The sequence below is a fragment of the Enterobacter asburiae genome (genome assembly GCF_024599655.1).
In the GTDB taxonomy this organism is placed as follows: domain Bacteria; phylum Pseudomonadota; class Gammaproteobacteria; order Enterobacterales; family Enterobacteriaceae; genus Enterobacter; species Enterobacter asburiae_D.
In genome coordinates, this window is sequence record NZ_CP102247.1 from 959,910 (window position 1) to 984,617 (window position 24,708).

21 protein-coding genes are annotated in these 24,708 nt (G+C 56.1%); 16 read left to right on the plus strand and 5 right to left on the minus strand.

What is annotated here, in order from left to right:
* The first annotated feature begins 28 nt into the window (after nt 1–28).
* Nucleotides 29–1,291, plus strand: a complete 1,263-nt coding sequence (gene lysA, locus NQ230_RS04705) for a diaminopimelate decarboxylase (RefSeq protein ID WP_257260208.1) — start codon at nt 29–31, stop codon at nt 1,289–1,291.
* Here lysA and NQ230_RS04710 read toward each other — a convergent pair.
* The gene (locus NQ230_RS04710) at nt 1,261–2,298 is read right to left on the minus strand and encodes a LacI family DNA-binding transcriptional regulator (RefSeq protein ID WP_159514837.1); all 1,038 of its coding nucleotides are present in this window, start codon (nt 2,296–2,298) and stop codon (nt 1,261–1,263) included. The two genes, lysA and NQ230_RS04710, sit on opposite strands and share 31 nt — an antisense overlap.
* A 300-nt stretch (nt 2,299–2,598) precedes the next feature.
* Between NQ230_RS04710 and NQ230_RS04715 the strand changes: the two genes are divergently transcribed.
* From NQ230_RS04715 to NQ230_RS04730, 4 genes are all read left to right on the plus strand, one after another.
* Nucleotides 2,599–3,924 (plus strand): PTS sugar transporter subunit IIC, encoded by a 1,326-nt coding sequence (locus tag NQ230_RS04715; RefSeq protein WP_193940401.1) that lies wholly within the window; start codon nt 2,599–2,601, stop codon nt 3,922–3,924.
* A 7-nt stretch (nt 3,925–3,931) separates the two neighbouring features.
* Nucleotides 3,932–5,359 (plus strand): glycoside hydrolase family 1 protein, encoded by a 1,428-nt coding sequence (locus NQ230_RS04720; protein WP_257261316.1) that lies wholly within the window; start codon nt 3,932–3,934, stop codon nt 5,357–5,359.
* A 77-nt stretch (nt 5,360–5,436) separates the two neighbouring features.
* Entirely contained in the window at nt 5,437–6,210 is a 774-nt protein-coding gene (locus NQ230_RS04725) for a GntR family transcriptional regulator (RefSeq protein WP_024909303.1), read from the plus strand.
* On the plus strand, nt 6,207–6,683 hold the full coding sequence (locus tag NQ230_RS04730) for a GNAT family N-acetyltransferase (protein WP_193940399.1): 477 nt from the start codon (nt 6,207–6,209) through the stop codon (nt 6,681–6,683). The genes NQ230_RS04725 and NQ230_RS04730 overlap by 4 nt, the downstream gene beginning before the upstream one ends.
* On the opposite strand, the gene galR is transcribed toward NQ230_RS04730, so the two are convergent.
* The gene (gene galR, locus NQ230_RS04735; protein WP_193940398.1) at nt 6,644–7,660 is read right to left on the minus strand and encodes an HTH-type transcriptional regulator GalR; all 1,017 of its coding nucleotides are present in this window, start codon (nt 7,658–7,660) and stop codon (nt 6,644–6,646) included. The two genes, NQ230_RS04730 and galR, sit on opposite strands and share 40 nt — an antisense overlap.
* Before the next feature lie 625 nt (nt 7,661–8,285).
* Between galR and aas the strand changes: the two genes are divergently transcribed.
* Both aas and lplT read left to right on the plus strand, forming a co-directional pair.
* On the plus strand, nt 8,286–10,445 hold the full coding sequence (gene aas, locus NQ230_RS04740) for a bifunctional acyl-ACP--phospholipid O-acyltransferase/long-chain-fatty-acid--ACP ligase (protein WP_257260211.1): 2,160 nt from the start codon (nt 8,286–8,288) through the stop codon (nt 10,443–10,445).
* Nucleotides 10,438–11,631: a lysophospholipid transporter LplT gene (lplT, locus tag NQ230_RS04745; RefSeq protein WP_257260213.1), complete on the plus strand. Its 1,194-nt coding sequence runs from the start codon at nt 10,438–10,440 to the stop codon at nt 11,629–11,631. The genes aas and lplT overlap by 8 nt, the downstream gene beginning before the upstream one ends.
* Nucleotides 11,632–11,725: 94 nt before the next feature.
* Here lplT and NQ230_RS04750 read toward each other — a convergent pair whose 3' ends face one another.
* The 3 genes from NQ230_RS04750 to mutH all read right to left on the minus strand — a co-directional run bounded on the left by NQ230_RS04750 (nt 11,726) and on the right by mutH (nt 13,937).
* Nucleotides 11,726–12,766, minus strand: a complete 1,041-nt coding sequence (locus NQ230_RS04750) for an NADP(H)-dependent aldo-keto reductase (RefSeq protein ID WP_038417288.1) — start codon at nt 12,764–12,766, stop codon at nt 11,726–11,728.
* A gap of 131 nt (nt 12,767–12,897) precedes the next feature.
* Nucleotides 12,898–13,116, minus strand: a complete 219-nt coding sequence (locus NQ230_RS04755) for a YgdI/YgdR family lipoprotein (RefSeq protein ID WP_008499668.1) — start codon at nt 13,114–13,116, stop codon at nt 12,898–12,900.
* 128 nt (nt 13,117–13,244) lie between these two features.
* A complete protein-coding gene (gene mutH / locus NQ230_RS04760; RefSeq protein ID WP_121424569.1) occupies nt 13,245–13,937 on the minus strand; it encodes a DNA mismatch repair endonuclease MutH in 693 nt (230 codons plus the stop codon).
* Nucleotides 13,938–14,620: 683 nt separating this feature from the next.
* Between mutH and rppH the strand changes: the two genes are divergently transcribed.
* From rppH to recC, 9 genes are all read left to right on the plus strand, one after another.
* Complete coding sequence (gene rppH, locus NQ230_RS04765; RefSeq protein ID WP_013098553.1) at nt 14,621–15,151, plus strand: RNA pyrophosphohydrolase; 531 nt, start codon at nt 14,621–14,623, stop codon at nt 15,149–15,151.
* Nucleotides 15,152–15,163: 12 nt separating this feature from the next.
* On the plus strand, nt 15,164–17,410 hold the full coding sequence (gene ptsP / locus NQ230_RS04770) for a phosphoenolpyruvate--protein phosphotransferase (RefSeq protein ID WP_257260217.1): 2,247 nt from the start codon (nt 15,164–15,166) through the stop codon (nt 17,408–17,410).
* Between the two features lie 193 nt (nt 17,411–17,603).
* Nucleotides 17,604–18,479, plus strand: a complete 876-nt coding sequence (gene lgt / locus NQ230_RS04775) for a prolipoprotein diacylglyceryl transferase (RefSeq protein WP_023309046.1) — start codon at nt 17,604–17,606, stop codon at nt 18,477–18,479.
* Nucleotides 18,480–18,485: 6 nt separating this feature from the next.
* The gene (gene thyA, locus NQ230_RS04780; RefSeq protein WP_014885081.1) at nt 18,486–19,280 is read left to right on the plus strand and encodes a thymidylate synthase; all 795 of its coding nucleotides are present in this window, start codon (nt 18,486–18,488) and stop codon (nt 19,278–19,280) included.
* A gap of 184 nt (nt 19,281–19,464) precedes the next feature.
* The gene (locus NQ230_RS04785; protein WP_121424567.1) at nt 19,465–19,926 is read left to right on the plus strand and encodes a prepilin peptidase-dependent protein; all 462 of its coding nucleotides are present in this window, start codon (nt 19,465–19,467) and stop codon (nt 19,924–19,926) included.
* Complete coding sequence (locus tag NQ230_RS04790; RefSeq protein WP_159514831.1) at nt 19,920–20,480, plus strand: prepilin peptidase-dependent protein; 561 nt, start codon at nt 19,920–19,922, stop codon at nt 20,478–20,480. The genes NQ230_RS04785 and NQ230_RS04790 overlap by 7 nt, the downstream gene beginning before the upstream one ends.
* Nucleotides 20,477–20,878 (plus strand): DUF2509 family protein, encoded by a 402-nt coding sequence (locus tag NQ230_RS04795; RefSeq protein ID WP_159514830.1) that lies wholly within the window; start codon nt 20,477–20,479, stop codon nt 20,876–20,878. Before NQ230_RS04790 ends, NQ230_RS04795 begins: the two co-directional genes overlap by 4 nt.
* Nucleotides 20,863–21,186, plus strand: coding sequence for a prepilin-type N-terminal cleavage/methylation domain-containing protein (locus NQ230_RS04800; RefSeq protein WP_159514829.1), 324 nt, complete (start codon nt 20,863–20,865; stop codon nt 21,184–21,186). Before NQ230_RS04795 ends, NQ230_RS04800 begins: the two co-directional genes overlap by 16 nt.
* Before the next feature lie 12 nt (nt 21,187–21,198).
* A complete protein-coding gene (gene recC, locus NQ230_RS04805) occupies nt 21,199–24,573 on the plus strand; it encodes an exodeoxyribonuclease V subunit gamma (protein ID WP_257260223.1) in 3,375 nt (1,124 codons plus the stop codon).
* Nucleotides 24,574–24,708 lie beyond the last annotated feature (135 nt).

Genomic DNA, 24,708 nt, shown 5'->3' on the forward strand with positions numbered 1-24,708 from the left:
ATGAAAACGCATTTATCCGGAGAAGACCATGCCACGCCCGCTGAACCAGACTGATACCGATTTGAACGCTGACAACCTGCTGCGCCTGCCCGCCGAGTTTGGCTGCCCGGTGTGGGTCTACGACGCGCAGATCGTTCGCGAGAAGATCGCCGCCCTGCATCAGTTTGACGTGGTGCGCTTTGCCCAGAAGGCCTGCTCCAATATCCATATTCTGCGCCTGATGCGTGAGCAGGGCGTGAAGGTCGACTCCGTCTCACTGGGCGAAATCGAGCGTGCGCTGGCGGCCGGATTCGATCCGAAAGCCGACGACGACGCGATCGTCTTTACCGCCGACGTGATCGACGATGCGACGCTTTCGCGCGTCCACGAGCTGCAGATCCCGGTGAACGCCGGTTCTGTGGATATGCTGGAGCAGCTGGGTCAGGTTTCTCCCGGCCATCGCGTCTGGCTGCGCGTGAATCCGGGCTTTGGTCATGGTCACAGCCAAAAAACCAATACCGGCGGCGAAAACAGCAAGCACGGGATCTGGTATGCCGATATGCCCGCCGCGTTGGAGGTATTACAGCGCTATAGCCTGAAGCTGGTGGGTATTCATATGCACATTGGATCTGGCGTCGATTACGGCCACCTGGAGCAGGTGTGCGGCGCGATGGTGCGCCAGGTTATCGACTTCGGTCAGGATCTGGAGGCGATCTCTGCCGGTGGCGGCCTCTCCATTCCCTATCGCGAAGGCGAAGAGGCGATCGATACCGATCACTATTACGGTCTGTGGAGCGCCGCGCGCGATCAAATTGCCGCGCATCTTGGTCACGCGGTGAAGCTGGAAATTGAGCCGGGTCGTTTCCTGGTGGCGGAAGCCGGTGTGCTGGTTTCGCAGGTGCGCAGCGTGAAAGATATGGGGTCTCGCCACTTCGTATTGATTGACGCAGGCTTTAACGACCTGATGCGTCCGTCCATGTACGGCAGCTATCACCACATTACCGCCCTGGCTGCCGACGGCCGCGACTTAACGCAGGCGCCGCGGGTTGAGACGGTCGTTGCGGGACCGCTGTGCGAATCGGGTGACGTGTTCACTCAGCAGGAAGGCGGCAAAGTGGAGACCCGCGCGCTGCCAGAGGTCAAACCGGGTGATTATCTTGTGCTGCATGATACCGGTGCCTACGGGGCGTCGATGTCATCTAACTACAACAGCCGCCCGCTGCTGCCGGAAGTGCTGTTTGATAACGGCAAGGCACGGCTGATCCGTCGTCGCCAGACCATTCAGGAACTGCTGGCTTTAGAACTCATCTGATGAAAGTACGGCCCCGTTGTGACCGAATCGCGTAAGACCAGCGTGCCGGTAAACGGCGGGATGGCATCGACCGGCTGGTTTTTTGCCAGCCGGATCGCCTGATCGATGGCCGTGACAATCATATTGTCGATGGGCAGATAAACCGACGAGAGCGCAGGCTCCAGCCATTTCGCGCTTGGGGCATCGTCAAAGCCGAACAGTGAAATATCCTGCGGAATTTTAAGCCCCGCCTGGTGTAACGCTTTGGACGCACCCAGCGCCATATCGTCGTTACAGGCAAACAGGGCGCTAAACGGCACGCCGTTGGCAATCAGCTCCTTGCATAGCTCGTATCCCTGCGTCATACCCGCATCACCGTACTTTATTCGACGCTCGTCCAGGCGGATGCCGTGCTTTTCCAGCGCCTTGCGATAGCCCATCAGCCTCGCTTTCCCGGTTGGGGTATGGATCGGAACGGTGATACAGGCGATCTCCCGATGTCCCTGGCCGATCAGGTAATCCACGGCCTTAAACGCGGCATCCTGCTGTTCGAAGAACACACAGCGATCCGGCGCCTGGCTCACTTCACGGTTAATGACCACCAGCGGCGTTTTCACGGTGTCCATCAGTTTGACGATCGCTTTCTCGCTCATGTAGCGCGTGTAAAGCACGATGGCATCGCACTGGCGATCGGCCAGCATCTGCACCGCCTGTTCTTCCTGTTCCGGCGCGTCGTGGCCATCGGTGACGATCAGCTGTTTCCCGTGGGTTTCGGTCTGCCGCGACGCCTGCTGGAGAAGACGACCAAAGTAAAAGCCGTCGAAGGTGGAGACGACCAGACCAATGCTGTTGCTGGTCTGGTTAGCGAGTGAACGCGCGAGAAAGTTTGGGCGATAGCCCAGCTCTTCCATCGCCGCAAACACCTGCTGACGCGTACTCTCTTTAACCTGACCCGTGCCGTTCAGCACGCGCGATACCGTGGCCTTCGACACGCCCGCACGCAGTGAGACATCCAGCATTGTTGCCATTCTACATTCCTGCTTCCACGTAATGGTCTGCAGTTTAACACAGACCTCACGGCGTATAAGCGATGCGGGAAGCGCAAAAACTCCGCCACGATCACGCTTTTTGGCAACGACCTGACAGCACGGAATTATCGTCGTTAAGTGGCATGCCAAAATGGTCAAAAATACTCATCTGGAATACCTCTTGCTCCGTTGAGAGCTTAATCACAGAACAGAAAGCCCCATAAAGCTATTTTTGGTATGCCAATAGTATCCGGCTGTACACCTTATTCAATAAAAGCCCTTTTACTGAGGTATTACCCTATGGCATTACAGGAAAAACTGATCGACGCTCTGGGCAGTTTTGCCACCAAATTCAACAGCTATCGCTACATCATGGCGATCAAGTCTGCTTTTATTACCTTAATGCCGGTCATCATCGTTGGGGCATTCTCCGTGCTGATCTCCAACATGGTGCTGGATCCGAAAAACGGCCTGGCGAGCTTCCAGTCGCTGTCGTTTCTTGCCGCGCTAAAGCCGATCACCAGCGCGCTAAACTACGCCACGCTTAACTTCCTCAACATCGGCGCGGTGTTTTTGATTGGCGTGGAGCTGGGGCGGATTAACGGGATCAAATCCCTGTTCCCCGGCCTGCTGGCGGTGATCTGCTTCATCTGCGTGACGCCGACCACGGTGGAAATGCTGGTAGACGGCGAAATGCACGTGGTGAAAGACGTGCTGATGCGCCAGTTCTCCGACACCCGCAGCCTGTTCCTCGGCATGTTTATCGCCATTCTCTCCGTCGAGGTCTACTGCTGGCTGGAAAACCGCAAGGGGCTGAAGATTAAGATGCCGGATACCGTACCGCCTAACGTGGCGGCATCGTTCTCGGCCCTGATCCCGGCGATTATCACCACCACGGCGATTGCCACGTTTGGCTTCGTTTTCCACCAGCTTACCGGCATGTATCTCTACGACGCGGTCTACCAGGTGGTGCAGCAGCCGCTGGAGCGCGTGGTGCAAAGCCTGCCGGGCATTCTGCTGCTGATGTTTGTCGCCCAGCTGTTCTGGGTGATTGGTATTCATGGCAACCAGATGATCAAGCCGATCCGCGAGCCGCTGCTGCTGGGGGCGATCACCGTTAACATGAGCGCCTTTGAGCAGGGCAAAGAGGTGCCGAACATCATCACCATGCCGTTCTGGGACGTGTATATGAGCATCGGGGGGTCAGGGTTGACCATCGGCCTGCTGATCGCGGTGATGATCGCCACCAAACGTAAAGAGATGAAGGAGATCGCCAAGCTCTCTATTGGCCCCGGCATTTTCAACATTAACGAGCCGGTGATCTTCGGTATGCCAATCATGCTCAACCCGATCCTTGCCATTCCGTTCATCATTACGCCGCTGGTTACTGGCTCTATCGGTTACTTTGCGACGGTAACCGGTTTTGCCGGCAAAGCCGTCGTGATGGTGCCGTGGACCACACCGCCGCTGATTAACGCCTGGCTTTCCACCGCAGGCTCAATGGGGGCGGTGATAACTCAGCTTATTTGCATTGTCACTGCCGTCATTATCTATCTGCCGTTTGTGAAGATTGCCTCACGCCGTGCGGATCAGGCCGCGCTGCAGCAAGCTACCGATAACGCCTGAGGTGATGATGAGCATAAAAAAGATAACCCTGCCGCAGGATTTTATTCTCGGCGCAGCGGCGTCAGCCTGGCAAACCGAAGGCTGGAGCGGCAAAAAACCGGGCCAGGATTCGTGGATCGATCTCTGGTACAAAAACGATCGTCACGTCTGGCATAACGGCTATGGACCGGCGGTGGCGACCGATTTTATCAACCGCTTCCGCGAAGATGTCGCCCTGATGAAGCAGGCGGGGCTGACGCACTACCGGACCTCGATAAACTGGTCACGGTTTTTGACCGACTATGAAGACGTGACGATAGATGAGGAGTACGCCGCGTATTACGCCGCCCTGTTCGATGAAATGCACCGCCAGGGTATTGAACCGATGATCTGCCTGGAGCATTACGAACTACCTGGCGTGCTGCTTGAGAAATACGGCGGCTGGGCGTCGAAGCATGTGGTTGAACTGTTTGTCCGCTACGCGGAAAAGGTGTTCGAACGCTTTCACGGCAGCGTCACCCGCTGGTTTACCTTCAATGAGCCGATTGTGGTACAGACCCGTGTTTATCTGGATGCGCTGCGCTGGCCGTACGAGCAGAACACCGGCACCTGGATGCAGTGGAATCACAACAAGGTGCTGGCGACGGCGAAGGTTGTGAAGCTGTTTCGGGAGAAAGGGTATGACGGTTCCGTAGGCTGTATTCTCAACCCGGAAGTAACCTATCCGCGGTCGCGTGCGCCGCACGACGTGCGGGCGGCGGAGATGTACGATCTTTTCTACAACCGTGTCTTTCTCGACCCGCTGGTGCACGGGCGCTATCCGCAGGCGCTCTTTACCCTGCTGGAGCAGCACCAGGTGGCGTGGGCCTATACGGATGACGAACTGGCGCTGATTGCCGACAACACCGTCGACGAATTAGGGATCAACCTCTACTACCCGCACCGGGTAAAAGCGCCTTCCCGCGCCTGGCATCCGGAGACCCCGTTCCACCCGGCGTATTACTACGAGCCGTTTGAGCTACCGGGGCGACGGATGAACAGATCCCGCGGTTGGGAGATTTATCCGCGCATTATCTACGACATGGCGATGCGGATTAAAAAGGAGTACCGCAATATCGACTGGTTCGTGGCGGAAAGCGGAATGGGCGTTGAAAACGAAGCGCAGTTCCGCAACCGTGACGGCGTTATCGAAGATACGTACCGGATCGATTTTATCAGCGAGCACCTCTACTACACGCTGCTGGCGCGCGAGGAGGGGGCGAACTGCCACGGCTATATGCTGTGGGCCTTTACCGACAACGTCTCGCCGATGAACGCCTTCAAAAACCGCTATGGGTTAATTGAAATCGATCTAGAAAACAACCGCGCCCGCCGTGCGAAAAAATCGGCCACCTGGTTCCGTCAGTTGCGCGATGAGCGCGTTCTGACGCTCAGCGTTGACGATGAATGGAAGTAAGCGTTCTGATAAAATAGCGTACAAACTGGCCGGGAGGACGCCCGGCCTGCGCATTAACTGAAAAAACAGGTGAAAACGTGGATAAGGCTGTCATCCTGCCGGAAAAAAAACAGTACCAGGAAATTGGCGAGGATTTACGGGCGCAAATTATCCAGGGGCATTATCCCGTTGGGTCGCGCCTGCCGCCGGAGCGCAACATTGCCGAGACCTATGGCGTAAGCCGCACTATCGTGCGCGAGGCGCTGCTGATGCTGGAGCTGCAGGGCACGGTGGATATCCGTCAGGGCTCGGGTGTTTACGTCATGCGCATCCCCGACGAACATGAAAATGAGGAAGAGCGTTTCCTTAACAGCGACGTGGGCCCGTTTGAGATTTTGCAGGCTCGCCAGCTGCTCGAAAGCAACATCGCAGCTTTTGCCGCCAAAATGGCGACGCGGGCGGATATCGATAATCTGCGCCGCATCATCGAGCAGGAACAGCGCGCCATTGCCGCGGACGACAACAGCCAGGACAACAACAAGATGTTCCACCTGGTGCTGGCGGGCGCAACGCAAAATCAGATGCTGCTGGCAACAGTGGAAAGTATCTGGCACCACATGGACAGCAGCCCGCTGTGGCAGCAGTTTAACGTCCATATTGCCAGTCGTGCGTATCGCCTGAAGTGGCTCGGCGACCGGCAAACCATTCTTGCTGCCCTGCGCCGTCGCGACGTGATGGGGGCCTGGCAGGCCATGTTCCAGCATCTGGAAAATGTGAAAAAAAGTTTGCTGGAGCTGTCTGATGAAGATGCGCCGGATTTCGACGGTTATCTGTTTGAGTCAGTTCCTCTTTTTCAGGGGAAACTGATATGAAGATCCTCCCGCTGTACGCCGCGCCGCAGTTTGCGGAGCAGGTGATCGACTGGATCTGGCAGGCCTTCGGTGACGGCCTGCCGCGTGAATTTTTCCAGAGCGTTATCGATCACAGCCAGACGCCTGAAGCGCTGCCGATGACGTTTATTGCCGTTGAGGATGAACGTCTTCTGGGCACCGTCGGATTATGGCGCTGCGATCTCATCACGCGTCAGGATCTTTATCCCTGGCTGGCGGCGCTGTACGTGGATGAGGCGGCGCGAGGAAAAGGACTCGCGGGTAAGCTTCAGGAGCATGTTATTGCGTATGCCGTGCAGGCCGGGTACACCGAGCTGCATCTGTGGTCTGCCTGCCGCGACTTTTACGAACGTTACGGCTGGCAGTATATCGGTGATGGGCTGGAATACCCCAACACGCGGGTTCACCTCTACCGTTATTCGCTTTGCGCTTCCGCAAGAGAGGCAACGGAGTGACGGCGAACCAGCGTCGGGCTAAACAGATGCGTAATTTCCGGCGGCTGGCGCTGTTCAGCCAGCGCTAACGCCAGCTCGGCGGCCTGCGTTGCCATGGTGATAATCGGGTAGCGCACGGTGGTCAGACGCGGGCGCACGTAGCGAGAGACCAGCACGTCATCGAAGCCAATCAGCGAAATTTCTGCCGGTACCTCAATCCCGTTGTCATTCAACACCCCCATTGCCCCTGCGGCCATCGAGTCGTTATAGCTGGCAACCGCCGTGAAATTCCGTCCGCGACCCAGCAGCTCGGTCATGGCCTGTTCACCGCCGCTTTCATCCGGTTCACCGTAGGCCACCAGGCGATCGTTACACGGCAGTCCGTTTTCGCGCAGGGCATCGTAGTAGCCCTGCAGGCGGTCTTCTGCATCAGAAATTGGGTGATTAGAACAGAGATAGCCAATCCGGGTGTGACCCTGCTGAATCAGATGACGGGTCGCAAGCCATGCGCCGTAGCGGTCGTCGAGCGCCACGCAGCGTTTTTCAAACCCGGGAATTATGCGGTTGATGATGACCATCCCGGGGATCTGCTTCATCAGATGAATCAGTTCGGCATCCGGGATCATTTTGGCGTGTACCACCAGCGCCGCGCAGCGGTGGCGGATCAGCTGCTCGATGGCCTGGCGTTCTTTTTGTTCATTATGATAGCCATTGCCGATCAGCAAAAAATTGCCTGTCTGATAAGAAACCTGTTCAACGGCTTTCACCATCGCGCCGAAAAAGGGATCGGAGACATCTCCCACCACCAGACCAATGGTTTCTGTGGACTGCTGGGCGAGTGCGCGGGCATTGGCATTAGGATGATAATTCAGGGATTCCATGGCGGTTTGTACCGCCTGGCGCGATGCGTCACTGGCTTTCGGTGAGTCGTTAATCACGCGGGAGACGGTTGCCACCGACACTCCTGCCAGACGGGCCACATCCTTTATTGTCGCCATTCATTACCTTCTTATTGGGGGTAAGCGTTTACACACCAATTAGTGTTGCGGAAAAGCGGCGCGCATTCAAGGGGAGCGGATTTCCGCTCTCCACAAACGTGACGCAGGACAACCCTGGCGGTGTAATCGTTACACGCGCAGTCATGTCTGAAGAATGTCAATCTGAACCTTTGGTTACACTTTGCCTCAGGCTGTTGCGATTGTCCGATGGCGGTGACGTCAAAGAGGTTGATACAGTCGAGATCCCAGAGGTATTGATAGGTGGAATCAACTCCGGTTGATTAACACGCTTTACACCAACCTGCGTTTTTACGCAGGTTTTTTTTTTGCCTGACAGTTCAACCTGTAACAGCAACAGAGAATATTCACACCTGGTTGCACTTCGGCTCATTCCCTTGCGTTTTCCTGCTGGCGAAGCGCAGGGTGAACGGCCAGAATCAAGATCCCAGAGGTATTGATTGGTGAGAATTCTTAGTACGGTTTCGTACTCATCTCTTGCACCAACCTGCGCGGATGCGCAGGTTTTTTTTCGCCTCCACTTTTGCTGTCGCTCCCGTATCACTTCTCGTGTAATCTGCCACCATTTACTATCAACCCTCCACACTGGCTGGCAAAGGGAGTTGAGATGCTATTTGGGTTCTTCCGTACACTATTCCGTATTCTCTTTCGCATCCGCGTTACTGGCGATGCCCAGGCGCTTCGCGGCGAACGCGTTCTTATCACACCAAATCATGTTTCCTTTATAGATGGCATCCTGCTGGCGCTGTTTCTGCCCGTGCGCCCGGTGTTTGCGGTCTATACCTCTATTAGCCAGCAGTGGTACATGCGCTGGCTCACGCCGCTGATTGATTTTGTGCCGCTCGACCCGACAAAGCCGATGATGATTAAGCATCTGGTACGTCTGGTCGAGCAGGGTCGTCCGGTGGTCATTTTCCCGGAAGGGCGTATTTCAGTGACCGGTTCGCTGATGAAAATCTACGACGGCGCGGGGTTTGTCGCGGCGAAATCAAAAGCGACCGTGGTGCCGCTGCGCATTGAAGGCGCAGAGCTGAGCCATTTCAGCCGCCTGAAGGGGCGGGTGAAGCAGCGTCTGTTCCCAAAAATCACGCTGCATATTCTGCCGCCAACGTCGTTACCGATGCCGGACGCGCCGCGTGCCCGCGATCGCCGTAAAATCGCCGGAGAAATGCTGCACCAGATTATGATGGAAGCGCGCATGGCCGTGCGTCCGCGCGAAACGCTGTACGAATCTCTGCTTTCCGCGCAGTACCGCTATGGCGCGAAGAAAAACTGCATCGAAGACATCAACTTTACTCCGGATACCTATCGCAAACTGCTGACCAAGACCCTGTTTGTGGGCCGTATTCTTGAGAAGTACAGCAAGAAGGGCGAGAAAATTGGCCTGATGCTGCCTAACGCGGGCATCAGCGCGGCGGTGATTTTTGGTGCGGTTTCCCGGGGGCGCATCCCGGCCATGATGAACTACACGGCGGGCGTGAAAGGGCTGACCAGCGCCATCACCGCGGCCCAGATTAATACCGTCTTTACCTCTCGTCAGTTCCTGGACAAAGGCAAGCTCTGGCATCTTCCCGAGCAGCTCACCCAGGTGCGCTGGGTCTTCCTGGAGGATCTGAAAGCGGACGTCACCACCGGCGACAAGCTGTGGATTTTTGCCCACCTGCTGATGCCGCGTCTGGCACAGGTCAAACAGCAGCCGGAAGATGACGCGATTATCCTCTTCACGTCGGGATCGGAGGGCAACCCGAAAGGCGTCGTCCACAGCCACAAGAGCATTCTGGCGAACGTTGAGCAGATTAAAAGCATCGCCGACTTTACCGCGGATGACCGTTTTATGTCTGCGCTGCCGCTGTTCCACTCTTTTGGCCTGACGGTGGGGCTGTTTACGCCGCTGCTGACCGGCGCAGAAGTGTTCCTCTATCCAAGCCCGCTGCATTACCGCATTGTGCCGGAGCTGGTGTATGACCGTAACTGCACCGTGCTGTTCGGCACCTCAACGTTCCTCGGCAACTACGCGCGTTTCGCCAATCCGTATGACTTCTATCGCGTGCGGTATGTGGTGGCCGGTGCGGAAAAACTGCAGGAGAGCACGCGTCAGATCTGGCAGGACAAGTTCGGCCTGCGCATTCTCGAAGGCTATGGCGTTACCGAGTGTGCTCCCGTGGTCTCGATTAACGTACCGATGGCGGCGAAGCCGGGTACGGTGGGCCGAATTCTGCCGGGAATGGATGCGCGTCTGCTGGCCGTGCCGGGCATTGAGGACGGTGGCCGTCTGCAGCTGAAAGGGCCAAACGTGATGAACGGTTATCTGCGCGTGGAAAACCCAGGCGTGCTGGAGGTCCCGACGGCGGAAAACGTCAACGGCGAGATTGAAACCGGCTGGTACGACACCGGTGATATTGTCCGTTTTGATGAACAAGGCTTTGTTCAGATTCAGGGACGTGCGAAACGCTTCGCCAAAATCGCCGGTGAAATGGTCTCTCTGGAAATGGTTGAGCAGCTGGCGACGGCCGTGTCCGCAGATAAGATGCATGCGACGGTGGTGAAGAGCGATGCCAGCAAAGGCGAGGCGCTGGTGCTGTTTACGACCGACGGCGAGCTTAAGCGCGACAGGTTACTGAGCTATGCGCGTGAACACGGTATCCCTGAACTGGCAGTGCCGCGCGATATTCGCTTCCTGAAGCAGCTCCCGGTGCTGGGTAGCGGGAAGCCCGATTTCGTGAGCCTGAAAGCCATGGTTGAAGAGGCGGAACAGCAAAATGCGTGAGTCAGTACACACTAACACATCGCTCAGATCGAAAGGCATGATGGCCGTTATCGCCGCACAGTTTCTCTCTGCGTTTGGTGATAACGCGCTGCTGTTTGCCACTCTGGCGCTGCTGAAGGCCGAATTTTACCCCGACTGGAGCCAGCCGATCCTGCAGATGGTGTTTGTGGGCGCTTACATTATTTTTGCTCCGTTCGTTGGGCAGGTGGCAGACAGCTTCCCTAAAGGACGGGTGATGATGTTTGCCAACGGTCTCAAGCTGCTGGGTGCCGCCAGCATTTGCTTTGGCTTCAACCCGTTTATTGGCTACACGCTGGTGGGCATTGGCGCCGCCGCCTACTCTCCGGCGAAGTATGGCATTCTCGGAGAACTGACCACGGGCGATAAGCTGGTGAAAGCCAACGGCCTGATGGAGTCGTCAACCATTGCTGCCATCCTGCTCGGATCCGTGGCGGGCGGCGTGCTGGCCGACTGGCATGTCCTGGCGGCACTGGGCGTATGCGCGGCGGTGTATGGCGGCGCGGTCGTGGCGAACCTGTTTATTCCCAAACTGCCTGTGGCTCGCCCGGGGCAATCCTGGCGCTTTAAACCGATGACCGGCAGTTTCTTTACCGCCTGTCGCGTGCTGTGGCGTAACGGAGAAACGCGTTTCTCCCTGATGGGAACCAGTATGTTCTGGGGCGCGGGCGTCACGCTGCGCTTCCTGCTGGTGCTGTGGGTGCCCGTGGCGCTGGGGATTACTGACAACGCGACGCCGACCTATCTGAATGCGATGGTGGCCATCGGCATTGTGGTGGGGGCAGGCGCGGCGGCGAAGCTGGTGACGCTCGAGACGGTAGCACGCTGCATGCCCGCAGGGATCCTGATTGGCGCCGTGGTGCTGATTTTCTCGCTGCAACATGCGTTATTGCCTGCCTATGTCCTCCTCATTCTGATTGGTATTCTGGGCGGTTTCTTCGTGGTGCCGCTGAACGCGTTGCTGCAGGAGCGTGGCAAGCAGACCGTCGGGGCGGGGAATGCCATCGCGGTACAAAACCTGGGTGAAAACCTGGCGATGCTGTTGATGCTGGGGCTCTACTCGCTGGCGGTGAAAGTTGGCGTGCCGGTGGTGGGGATTGGCGTCGGGTTTGGTGGGCTCTTCGCGCTGGCGATTGCGGGATTGTGGATCTGGCAGCGTCGGCGTTGATATATATAGCCGGGTGGCGGCTTCGCCTTACCCGGCCTACGTTTGCGCACCTGTAGGCCCGGTAAGCGCAGCGCCACCGGGCAAAAGCATCAGGTTACGGCGCAGGGTACGTATAAACCTGATGCACCGCTTCAATCTCCGCTAACACCTCTTCACTCAGGTTCAGGTGGAAACTCTCAATATTGGTTTTCAACTGTTCCATCGTGGTCGCGCCCAGCAGGGTGCTGGCAACAAACGGCTGACGACGCACGAAGGCCAGCGCCATCTGCGCAGGGTCAAGGCCGTGACGCTTTGCGATATCCACATAGGCTGCAACGGCTTTTTGCGTTTGCTCGCCGCTGTAGCGGGTAAAGCGGCTAAAGAGGGTATTTCGCGCCCCGGCCGGTTTCGCGCCGTTCAGGTATTTCCCCGTCAGCGTGCCAAAGCCGAGACAGGAATAGGCGAGCAGTTCCACTTCTTCATATTGCGTCACTTCGGCCAGACCCACCTCATAGCTACGGTTAAGCAGGCTGTACGGGTTCTGGATGGTGACGATACGCGGCAGATCGTGTTTATCTGCAAGGTGCAGATAGCGCATTACGCCAAAGGCCGTTTCGTTAGAGACGCCAATGTAGCGGATTTTTCCCGCGCGCTGGCACTCGGTCAGCGCTTCCAGCGTTTCCAGCAGCGTTACGGCGGGGGCGCTCTCATTCCAGCTGTACCCGAGCTTACCAAAGCAGTTGGTTGGGCGCTGCGGCCAGTGCACCTGATACAGGTCAAGGTAGTCGGTTTGCAGGCGCTTCAGGCTGGCGTCCAGTGCGGCGCGGATATTCTTGCGATCGAGGATCTGATTCGGGCGGATCCCGGTATCGTTGTTGCGCGCGGGACCGCTGACTTTTGAGGCAATCACCAGCTTTTCACGGTTGCCGTGTTTTGCCAGCCAGTTACCGACGTAGGTTTCGGTGAGTCCCTGCGTTTCCGGACGGGGAGGAACAGGGTACATCTCCGCGACATCAATCAGGTTAATCCCCTGGCTGACCGCGTAATCGAGTTGTGCATGGGCATCGGCTTCGCTGTTTTGTTCACCAAATGTCATCGTGCCCAACCCCAGTTGGCTTATTTCCAGTGCGCTGTGGGGGATACGGTGATAATGCATAGCCGGCTTCCTCAGTAGACTTATAGACCGCGTCAGGGCGTGCCCGACAAAGGAATATAAACATGGCAGAGGGGAAGCAAAAGGGGAAGAAAAAAATCAAAAAGGCCAGCAAGCGACTGACCTCTCTCTGTTTATCGCTCGATAATTTGCGATACTTCGTCGCGATTGATCTGCATTTTATTGCCTTCCTGGTCGCGGTAGCTGACCAGACCGGTATCATCGTCGACTTCGGGTTTGCCGTCGGTCAGGATCATTCGACCGTCTTTTGTCGCCATAACGTAATCGCTGCTACAGCCCGATACGGCAAACGCTAAACCGACTGCTGAAACTAACACTGCCCATTTTTTCATCGTTATCGTCCTCATCTGGCGCGTATCAAATCATAGTTTAGTTTTAACCCGATATTGCAACAGGAGGAAGCGGTAAAATCTTAAAAAGCAGTCGATTATGTTTGGGAGCTCGCAAAATAAGTAAAAAACTATGTTTTTAACAGAAAATGACGTGCCAGGAGTGCGCCGGTGAAATTCTTTTTGAGATAAAAACCGCGCGGCAACGTCAGTATCGGCTCGCCCTGCGCGCCGATTGCCTCGGTAAGCGCTTTACTGTTGGCCGCTTTCGGGCGCAATTGTAATACTTCTCCGTGTCGGGCGGTGATGCGCTCTACCTGCCCAAGCACAATCATGTCCATCAGCTCCTCCCAGTCCAGCCGCAGCTGATGCTCTTCATCGTCGTTCGGGCTCCAGAGCAGCGGCGCGCCAACGCGACGCTCAGCCAGGGGGATCTGACGCTCACCTTCAACCGGTACCCACAGCACGCGCTTCAGCTTGTGGCGAACGTGGCTGGTTTCCCACGTCACGCCGGTGTTGCCGGTTAATGGCGCAACGCAGACGAAGGTGGTCTCAAGGGGCTTGCCCTGGCGGTCTACAGGGATGGTTTTTAACTCCACGCCAAGTGCTGAAAAATCCTGCTCGGGTTTGCTCCCTGCGCTGGCGCCCAGCCACAGTTCAAGCAGCATGCCGATCCAGCCTTTATCCCGCTTCAGATCCTTCGGGATCTGAAGCCCTGCCATTGCCGCCAGTTCGCCAAGCGAAAAGCCTGCCAGACGCTGTGCCTGCTGTAGCAACTGGCCTTCGCTGGACGGCGGTGAGAGCAAGGGTGTAAGCGGATGCATGAAGGTAACCTTTTGATTAAAAAATAAACGAAGAAATTGTCCCCTGTGGATAGAGTTTAACTATTTCTGTACCAATATTCCATGTCTATGATTTATAGGTTTTTTTATTGGTTTGAAATCGTTTCACCTGAATCAGAAAACCGGTTGTTCAAATCTGGTCACTGACAATGAACAGGATCTTACACCATGTTATCCACAGAAAAATGGGATAACTGGGCATAACCCTAACTACTGTTTCAATTTACAGCCTTGACGTGCGATGAAAATCGAATTTTCAAACAAATTGTGACTAACTTATTGGCACAATCTGTGGATAAAACCGACGCTGTTCGATCTTTCATCAGTACGACGATCCCTGATGTGACGATCGTCACGCTATTCTGTGTTATGCCCATGAAATTGCATGTAACACTATGAAAATAAGTGCATTATTGAATTCAGGTAAAAGAGGGGACTCGGCGGTGTTTCAGGTTGTTCATCGGTAATCAGACACTTCTTCACAACTATATCCACAGAAAAGGTGAATAAAATTCCCTTCACTGACGCTCATCTGTTTATAACTCAGCACTTATTTGTGAGTTATTCAAATGTTATTAGGTTGCAGCCCTGTAAGAGAGTGGTTTACCGCCTCCCTGTAGTGTGAAACAATCATTCATATATAAGGTTTAGTTTGGGGTAGTCCGGTGATTGATGACGATGGCTACCGCCCGAACGTAGGAATAGTAATTTGTAATCGTCAGGGCCAGGTAATGTGGGCCCGGCGATATGGTCAGCACTCCTGGCAGTTCCCGCAAGGCGGGATCAATCCGGGAGAGTCCCCAGAACAAGCGATGTACCGGGAGCTTTTTGAAGAGGTCGGTTTAAGCCGAAAAGATGTTCGCATCCTGGCTTCGACCCGCAACTGGTTGCGTTACAAGTTACCGAAACGTTTGGTGCGTTGGGACACAAAGCCGGTTTGTATCGGCCAGAAACAGAAGTGGTTTCTGTTGCAGTTGGTGGGCAACGATTCAGACATCAATATGCAAACCAGCAGCACGCCGGAGTTCGATGGCTGGCGCTGGGTGAGCTATTGGTATCCTGTTCGTCAGGTCGTGTCATTTAAACGCGATGTTTACCGTAGGGTGATGAAAGAGTTTGCAAGTGTGGTAATGCAGCTTCAGGAGATCCCGCCTAAGCCGCAGAGCGCACCTGCATGGCGACGTAAAAGAGGTTAAGCTACGCAAATCATGCTCACCCGCTTGCGAGAAATAGTCGAGAAGGTGGCCAGTGCTCCGCGTCTGAACGAGGCGCTGAATATTCTGGTCACTGACATCTGTCTTGCGATGGAGACCGAGGTCTGTTCGGTGTATCTGGCCGACCACGATCGGCGCTGCTATTACCTGATGGCGACCCGTGGTTTGAAAAAACCACGTGGACGCACCGTAACGCTCGCCTTTGATGAAGGTATCGTCGGTCTGGTTGGTCGGCTGGCGGAACCCATCAACCTTGCTGACGCGCAAAAACACCCCAGCTTTAAATACATCCCTTCCGTAAAAGAAGAGCGCTTCCGCGCTTTCCTTGGCGTGCCGATTATCCAGCGCCGCCAGCTGCTCGGCGTGCTGGTCGTCCAGCAGCGCGAGCTACGTCAGTACGATGAAAGCGAAGAGTCTTTCCTCGTCACGCTGGCCACGCAGATGGCGGCGATCCTCTCCCAGTCTCAGCTTGCCGCGCTCTTTGGTCAGTATCGCCATACGCGCATTCGTGCCCTTCCGGCATCGCCAGGCGTGGCGATAGCGGAAGGCTGGATGGACGCCACCCTGCCGCTAATGGAGCAGGTTTACGAAGCCTCAACGCTTGATGAAGCGCTTGAGCGCGAGCGTCTTACCGCCGCGCTGGAAGAGGCGGCGAATGAATTTCGTCGTTACAGCAAGCGCTTTGCCGCAGGCGCACAAAAAGAGACGGCGGCCATCTTCGACCTCTATTCGCACCTGCTCTCCGATGCGCGTCTGCGTCGTGAGCTTTTTGCGGAAGTGGACAAAGGCTCGGTCGCAGAGTGGGCGGTTAAGAAGGTCATCGAAAAATTTGCCGATCAATTTGCGGCACTGACCGACGGTTACCTGAAAGAGCGGGCTGGCGATCTCCGCGCCCTGGGACAGCGCCTGCTGTTCCATCTCGATGACACCATTCAGGGGCCGAATGCCTGGCCAAAACGGTTTGTTCTGGTCGCCGATGAACTCTCGGCAACGACGCTGGCTGAGTTGCCTCAGGACCGGCTGGCCGGTGTGGTGGTGCGCGATGGTGCCTCCAACTCACACGCCGCCATTATGGTGCGCGCGCTGGGTATTCCAACCGTTATGGGCGCGGATATCCAGCCGTCGGTACTGCACCGCCGTACGCTGGTGGTTGACGGCTATCGCGGTGAGCTGCTGGTCGATCCTGAGCCGGTTCTGCTCCAGGAATACCAGCGTCTTATCAGCGAAGAGAATGAATTAAGCAAGCTGGCGGAAGATGACGTTAACCTCCCCGCACAGCTGAAGAGCGGTGAGCGGATCAAAGTCATGCTCAACGCCGGTTTAAGCCCGGAGCATGAAGAAAAGCTTGGCAGCCGCATCGACGGTATTGGCCTGTACCGTACTGAAATTCCGTTTATGCTGCAGAGCGGTTTCCCCTCCGAAGAGGAGCAGGTGGCGCAGTATCAGGGGATGTTGCAGATGTTTAACGACAAACCTGTCACCCTGCGAACGCTGGACGTCGGGGCGGATAAACAGCTGCCCTATATGCCAATCAGCGAAGAAAACCCGTGCCTGGGCTGGCGTGGGATCCGCATTACGCTCGACCAGCCGGAGATCTTCCTGATCCAGGTGCGTGCGATGCTGCGCGCCAACGCGGCGACGGGCAATCTCAGCATCTTACTGCCGATGGTCACCAGCATTGATGAGATCGACGAGTCCCGGCGACTGATCGAACGTGCCGGCCGTGAAGTGGAAGAGATGATCGGCTACGCGATCCCGAAACCACGTATCGGGGTGATGCTTGAAGTGCCGTCAATGGTCTTTATGCTGCCGCAGCTGGCAAACCGCGTTGATTTTATCTCTGTCGGCACGAACGACCTGACGCAATATATCCTGGCCGTCGACCGTAACAATACCCGCGTCGCCAGTATCTACGACAGCCTGCATCCGGCGATCATTCGCGCCTTAGCGATGATTGCCCGAGAAGCGGAGCAGTACGGCATTGATTTACGCCTGTGCGGCGAAATGGCGGGGGATTCAATGTGCGTTGCGATCCTGATTGGTCTGGGATTCCGCCATCTGTCGATGAACGGTCGCGCCGTCGCCCGCGTGAAGTACCTGCTGCGGCATATCGACATCAATGATGCCCGCGAGCTGGCTGAACGCAGCCTTGACGCGCAGCTGGCAGCTGAGGTTCGTCATCAGGTCGCGGCGTTTATGGAACGACGCGGTATGGGTGGCCTGATCCGCGGCGGCCGCTAATCGTCTTTCGCCCTCTCCCTGTGGGTGAGGGCGCCAGCGCGCATAAAACCCTATACACATCTTTTACATCTCTGGCGCATCCTCCGCGCCCGCCTTGTGCTATGATTCGCAACTTTGGAGCCTCTGCTTACAGCAGAATCGCATTTCTACCGCTGTCCACTTTCAGCGGAATAACAACATCTTGTGGTGACAGATGAACAGTGGTTATCTGCATTTTCCGGAATTTGATCCGGTCATTTTCTCAGTAGGACCTGTTTCGCTTCACTGGTACGGTCTGATGTACCTGGTGGGCTTCATTTTTGCCATGTGGCTCGCTGGCCGTCGCGCCAGCCGTCCGGGCAGCGGCTGGACTAAAAACGAAGTTGAAAACCTGCTGTATGCGGGCTTCCTCGGCGTGTTCCTCGGTGGCCGTATTGGGTATGTGCTGTTCTATAACTTCCCGGTATTCCTGAATGATCCTCTCTATCTGTTCCGCGTCTGGGACGGCGGCATGTCCTTCCACGGCGGCCTGATTGGGGTGATCCTGGTGATGGTGATTTTTGCCAAACGCACCAAACGCAACTTCTTCCAGGTTTCAGACTTTATCGCACCGCTGATCCCGTTTGGTCTCGGCGCTGGCCGTCTGGGCAACTTTATTAACGGTGAGCTGTGGGGTCGCGTCGATCCGAGCGTGCCGTACACGATGCTCTTCCCGGGCTCTCGTGCAGAAGATATCGCGCTGCTGCCATCACATCCGGAGTGGCAGTCCATTTTCGATACCTACGGCGTGCTGCCGCGCCATATGTCTCAGCTGTACGAACTGGCGCTGGAAGGCGTGGTGCTGTTTATCATCCTCAACCTGTTTATCCGCAAACCGCGTCCGATGGGCGCTGTCTCCGGCCTGTTCCTGATCGGCTACGGCGCATTCCGTATTATCGTCGAGTTCTTCCGTCAGCCAGATGCACAGTTTACCGGCGAGTGGGTACAGTACATCAGCATGGGGCAGATCCTCTCCATTCCGATGATTGTCGCGGGTGCCATTATGATGATTTGGGCGTATCGTCGCCGTCCACAGCAACAAATTTCCTGAGGAACCATGAAACAGTATCTTGAATTGATGAAAAAAGTGCTCGATGAGGGCACGCCGAAAAACGACCGCACCGGCACCGGTACGCTCTCCATTTTTGGCCACCAGATGCGCTTCAATCTGCAAGAAGGCTTCCCGCTGGTGACGACAAAGCGCTGCCATCTGCGCTCGATCATTCATGAACTGCTCTGGTTCCTGCAAGGCGATACCAACGTTGCGTATCTGCACGAAAATAACGTCTCAATCTGGGACGAGTGGGCAGATGAAAACGGCAACCTGGGCCCGGTTTACGGCAAGCAGTGGCGAGCATGGCCAACGCCTGATGGCCGCCATATTGACCAGATCACCACCGTGATGAACCAGCTGAAAAACGATCCGGATTCGCGCCGAATCATCGTTTCCGCCTGGAACGTCGGCGAGCTGGATAAAATGGCGCTGGCACCGTGCCACGCGTTCTTCCAGTTCTATGTGGCGGATGGAAAGCTTTCCTGTCAGCTCTACCAGCGCTCTTGTGACGTGTTCCTCGGCCTGCCGTTTAACATTGCCAGCTATGCGCTGTTAGTCCACATGATGGCGCAGCAGTGCGACCTCGAAGTGGGTGATTTTGTCTGGACCGGTGGGGATACCCATCTTTACAGCAACCATATGGAACAGACGCATCTCCAGCTGACCCGCGAACCGCGAGCGCTGCCGAAGCTGATTATCAAACGCAAACCGGCATCAATCTTCGACTACCGCTTTGATGATTTCGAGATTGAGGGTTACGACCCGCACCCTGGCATCAAAGCGCCTGTCGCTATCTGATGCGATAAAGCGTGACACAACCGGTGCTGTTTAGCGCCGGTTTTTTTTTGCCGTTATCCCGTTTCCCGAGGCGCTATCCACAAAGCGTGCAACGCGCTGCAACTCTCCCAATTCTCCTGATAACGCCTCGTAAAACGAGGATCCGTCGCTCGTCATCTTCACGGCGCTTCGCCACACTTCCGGTATGAAAAAAGAGAACGGTTTTACGCTTATCGAAACGCTGGTCGCGGTTTCTCTTGTCGTTATCCTCAGCGCCTCAGGACTGTACGGCTGGGACAGCTGGCAACGGCAGCAGCGGCTGTGGCAAACCGCCAGCCAGGTGCGAGATTACCTGCTGTTTTTGCGCAACCATGCCAACCGCCACAACCGCGACCATCTAATTACCCGTCAGCGAGTGGGAGACCAGGACTGTCTGGCGAGCTCAGCCGTGCAGGGCTGTGATAAGGGCAGTCCCTTTGTGCTGATTCCGCTCTGGCCTGAGGTCGAGGTCAGTGAGGTCACGCCGTCGCTGGCGTTCTATGGATTAAGGGATACGGCATGGGCGGGGCGGATACGCGTTCAAAGCCGTGCCGGAGCATGGCTGATTGTTGTCTCAAATGGAGGACGCATCAGGATGTGTAAGGTCTCGGAGGGCGGTTCATGTTGATGAGGCAGCGCGGTTTCTCACTGACTGAAGTTTTGATTGCCACGGCGATAAGCAGCCTTTTGCTGATAAGCGCATCGCGTTTTTTACCCGGATTGCAGCGGGTAGTTTTACTGCAATCCGACCAGAGAGAGCTGGAGGAAGAGGTCTGGCAACACCTGTTTGCCCTGGGCAAGCAGCTTCAGCGTGCGGGGTACTGTGCGGGAAACTGTCAGGGACAGGCGCTGGTGACCGCGAGGACTGGAGGCTGCGTCATCGTGCGGTGGGATGCCAACAGTAACGGCAACTGGGATAACACGGCATCAGAAAATGACAGCACCGGTTTTCGTCTGGAATCTGGCGCGCTGGAAACCCAGCGTGGAGCGACGTCGTGTGAAGGAAAAGGATGGGAAAAGCTCACCGACCCGGACAGGCTTACGATCGCGCATTTTGTGGTGAGGAAAGTGGAGCATGCCGGTTTTGCGCCAGAGGTGACTATCGAACTGGCCGCGATGCGTAAAGGCGGACAAGGGGAGCCCTGGCAGGCTTCTTATACGGTTACGGGGTATAACCTGTGAATCGTCAACGCGGAATGTCTTCCCTGGCACTGGTTCTGCTTTTGCTGGTGCTCGGTACCCTGATCCTCACGGGGTTCAATCAGCAGCTCACAACGTTTAGCGCGCTCGTTGGCGGCGAGAGGCGCTCGCTTCAGCAGCAGGCGACGGTACAGTCCGCGCTTGAGTGGGGGCGGGTTCAGAGCTGGTCGTTAGAGCCACAGGTTCAGTGCAAAAAGACATCGGCGTGGCGAGTTTGTTTGCGCCAGCTGAGTGAGGCGCGCGTGCTGCTGATTGCCGGAGACAGCGGCATGCTGCTCTGGCGAGCAGGAGAGATTGTCGACGGGAAAATTCGCTTTTCACCTCACGGCTGGAGTGATTTTTGTCCCCTTAAGGAGAACGCGCTATGTCAGCTGCCGTGAGCAGAGAAAAAGGGTTTAGCATGGTGGAGGTCCTGCTGGCGATGATGCTGCTGGTGATGGTCGTGACGGCTCTGTCGGGTTATCACCGGGCGCTGGCGGCACGGTTTAGCGTGTTTAACCAGTATCGCCAGCTCTGGCACCATGCTTGGAATCAGTCTCAGCTCTCAACAAATGTTCTCCCGGCAGGCTGGCAGGCCAGTCGGGGGCAGACAACGCACGCAGGATGTGTCAGCATCACGGTCACACTTATTTCTCCTCTGGGGCGGCGCGGTGAGATAACGCGTCTGCATTGCCCGGTTAGCCAGTAGTCGGGAGCGTCTATGTTAAGGGTCTACCACTCAAATCGTCTGGACGTGCTGGAAGCACTGATGGAATTTATCGTTGAGCGCGAGCGGCTTGACGATCCTTTTGAGCCCGAAATGGTGCTGGTGCAGAGCACCGGTATGGCACAGTGGCTGCAAATGTCGCTTTCCCGTAAATTTGGCATAGCCGCGAATATTGATTTCCCGCTGCCCGCGAGCTTTATCTGGGACATGTTCGTTCGCGTGTTGCCGGACATCCCGGAGCAGAGCGCCTTTAACAAGCAGAGCATGAGCTGGAAGCTGATGGCGCTGCTGCCGGACATGCTGCAGCGCGATGAATTCGCCATGCTGCGCCACTACCTCAATGACGATACCGATAAGCGCAAGCTGTTCCAGCTGGCGTCGCGCACTGCCGATCTCTACGACCAATACCTTGTTTACCGTTCTGACTGGTTAATTCGTTGGGAAGCGGGTGAGTTGATTGAAGGGCTACCGGAGGCGCAAATATGGCAGGCACCGCTGTGGAAAGCGCTGGTAGCGTATACGGAGAAACTTGGCCAGCCAAAGTGGCACCGTGCCAATCTTTACGATCGGTTCATCTCGATACTTGAAAATGCGTCGGAGCGCCCGGCCCGACTGCCGTCACGCGTCTTTATCTGCGGGATATCCGCATTACCCCCTGTCTACCTGAAGGCGTTACATGCGCTGGGTAAGCATATTGATATCCATATTTTGTTTACCAACCCTTGCCGACAATACTGGGGGGATATCCTCGACGAACGTTGGCTTGCCCGGCTGGTTACCCGCCAAAGAAAACGCCTTTTTGAAGAGCGTGCCGTCCCGCTGTTTAAAGACGGCTCGACTGCCGGGCAGCTTTTCGATGAAGACGGTATCCAGAACCTGCCCAATCCGCTGCTTGCCTCATGGGGGAAGCTGGGGCGTGACTACATTCACATGCTTTCAGACATCACTTCATCAGGGGAAGGCGACGTGGATGCCTTTGTCGAGATTACCCCCGATAGCCTGCTTCACCATATTCAGCTGGATATTCTGGATCTGGAAAACCGTGCCGTGATGGGCGTAACGGCGAATGAGTTCGAGCGTAGCGACAGCAAGCGGAAGCTGGACGCTGACGATCGCAGCATTACGATCCATGTTTGCCATAGCCCACAGCGTGAGGTCGAAGTGCTTCACGACCAGCTGCTGGCGATGCTGCAGGACGATCCCGAACTGACACCACGCGATATTGTGGTGATGGTGGCGGATATCGACAGCTACAGTCCCTTTATTCAGGCCGTCTTTGGCAGTGCGACGGGCGAGCGATACCTGCCTTACGCTATCTCTGACCGTCGTGCCCGCCAGTCGCATCCGGCACTGCAGGCATTTATCACTCTGCTTTCACTGCCGGATAGCCGCTTTATCTCCGAAGATGTCCTGGCGTTATTGGATGTTCCCGTGCTGGCTGCACGCTTCAACATCAATGAAGAGGGTCTGCGCTACCTTCGCCAGTGGGTGAATGAGTCCGGCGTTCGCTGGGGGATCGATGACGATAATGTTCAGGAATTCGAACTCCCCCCAACCGGGCAGCACACGTGGCGATTTGGCCTGACGCGTATGCTGCTGGGCTACGCCATGGAGAGCAGCCAGGGCGAGTGGAACGAGGTACTGCCTTACGATGAGTCCAGCGGGTTAATTGCTGAGCTGGTGGGGCATCTAGCGTCACTCCTGATGCAGCTTAACTGCTGGCGACACGAGCTGCTGCAGCCGCGTCCGCTTGACGCGTGGCTTCCGGTTTGCAGGGCGTTGCTTAATGATTTCTTCCTGCCAGACAGTGACACCGAAGCGGCAATGGCGCTCATTGAAACGCAGTGGCAGGCTATCATCGACGAAGGCGTGAATTCCCACTATCAGGAGGCCATCCCGCTGTCGCTGTTGAGGGATGAGCTGACGCAGCGGCTCGATCAGGAGCGAATCAGCCAGCGTTTCCTGGCTGGCCCCATCAATATCTGCACCCTGATGCCAATGCGTTCTATCCCGTTTAAAGTGGTCTGTCTGCTTGGCATGAACGACGGCGTTTATCCCCGCGCGCTGGCGCCGTTGGGGTTCGATTTGATGAGCGCAAATCCAAAACGTGGCGACCGTAGCCGCCGTGATGATGACCGCTACCTCTTCCTTGAGGCGCTCATTTCTGCCCAGAATAAGCTCTATATCAGCTATATCGGCCGTTCTATTCAGGACAACAGCGAGCGTTTTCCCTCCGTTCTGGTGCAGGAGCTGGTGGACTATATCGGCCAGAGCCACTATCTGCCGGGGGATGAAGAGCGCAACTGCGATGAAACCGAGCAGAGGGTGAAAGCCCATATCACCTGTTTCCACAGCCGCATGCCGTTTGACCCGGTGAACTACACGGCCAGCGAGCGCCAGAGCTATGCACAGGAGTGGCTACCGGCGGCGAAAAGGGAGGGGAATGCGCACACGGATTTCATTCAGACGCTTGACCCGCTGCCCATTAAAACCCTGACCTTCGAACAGCTTCAGCGGTTTTGGGCGCATCCGGTGCGGGCCTTCTTCCAGCAACGATTGCAGGTCAACTTCCGTTCTGAAGAGAGCGAAATTCCTGATGCGGAGCCTTTTACGCTGGAAGGGCTGGAGCGCTATCAGCTAAACCTCCAGCTGCTGAATGCGCTGGTTGAAGAGGAAGATGCTGACAAACTTTACCGCCGCTACCGTGCTGCAGGGCAGTTGCCCTATGGGGCGTTCGGGGAAATTGTCTGGGAGGCGCAGTGTCAGGAGATGACCGCCCTGGCGGAGCGCGTGAGAGCGTGTCGGCAGCCGGGCAAAAGTATTGAAATCGATCTCAACTGCAGTGGCGTAGAGCTCACGGGCTGGTTAACCCAGGTTCAGCCGGACGGGCTGCTGCGCTGGCGGCCCTCTATGCTGAGCGTTTCACAGGGGGTGCAACTCTGGCTGGAACATCTTGTCTACAGTGCGGGTGGTCATAAAGGTGAAAGCCGGATTTTCGTGCGCAAAGACGGCGAATGGCGCTTCCCGCCGATGGAGTCTGAAGAGGCGTTACGGTACCTGTCTTTGTACATTGAGGGCTACCGTCAGGGAATGAACAAACCGCTCCTGTTACTGCCGGAAAGTGGCGGAGCGTGGATAAAAGCCTGTTATGACGCGCAGAATGATGCGATGTTAACGGATGAGGCTTCGCTGCAGAAAGCACGCAGTAAATTCATGCAGGCCTACGAAGGTAACATGATGGTGCGTGGCGAAGGTGAAGATGTGTGGTATCAGCGCTTATGGCGAACCCTTGAGCCAGAGTACTTCGAGGCAATCACGGAAGAGGCGCAGCGCTACCTGCTGCCGTTGTTTAAATTTAATCAGTCCTGAGCGCTGTATAAAAATTGCGCAGCATGAGGTGTTCATTTATGATGCACTTCTTATCACGGACTGATGTACCCAATAAAGAGATGTTGGCGTGTCCAGCACGCAATGTGTTAATGATGTAGCCGTGATAAAGAGGTC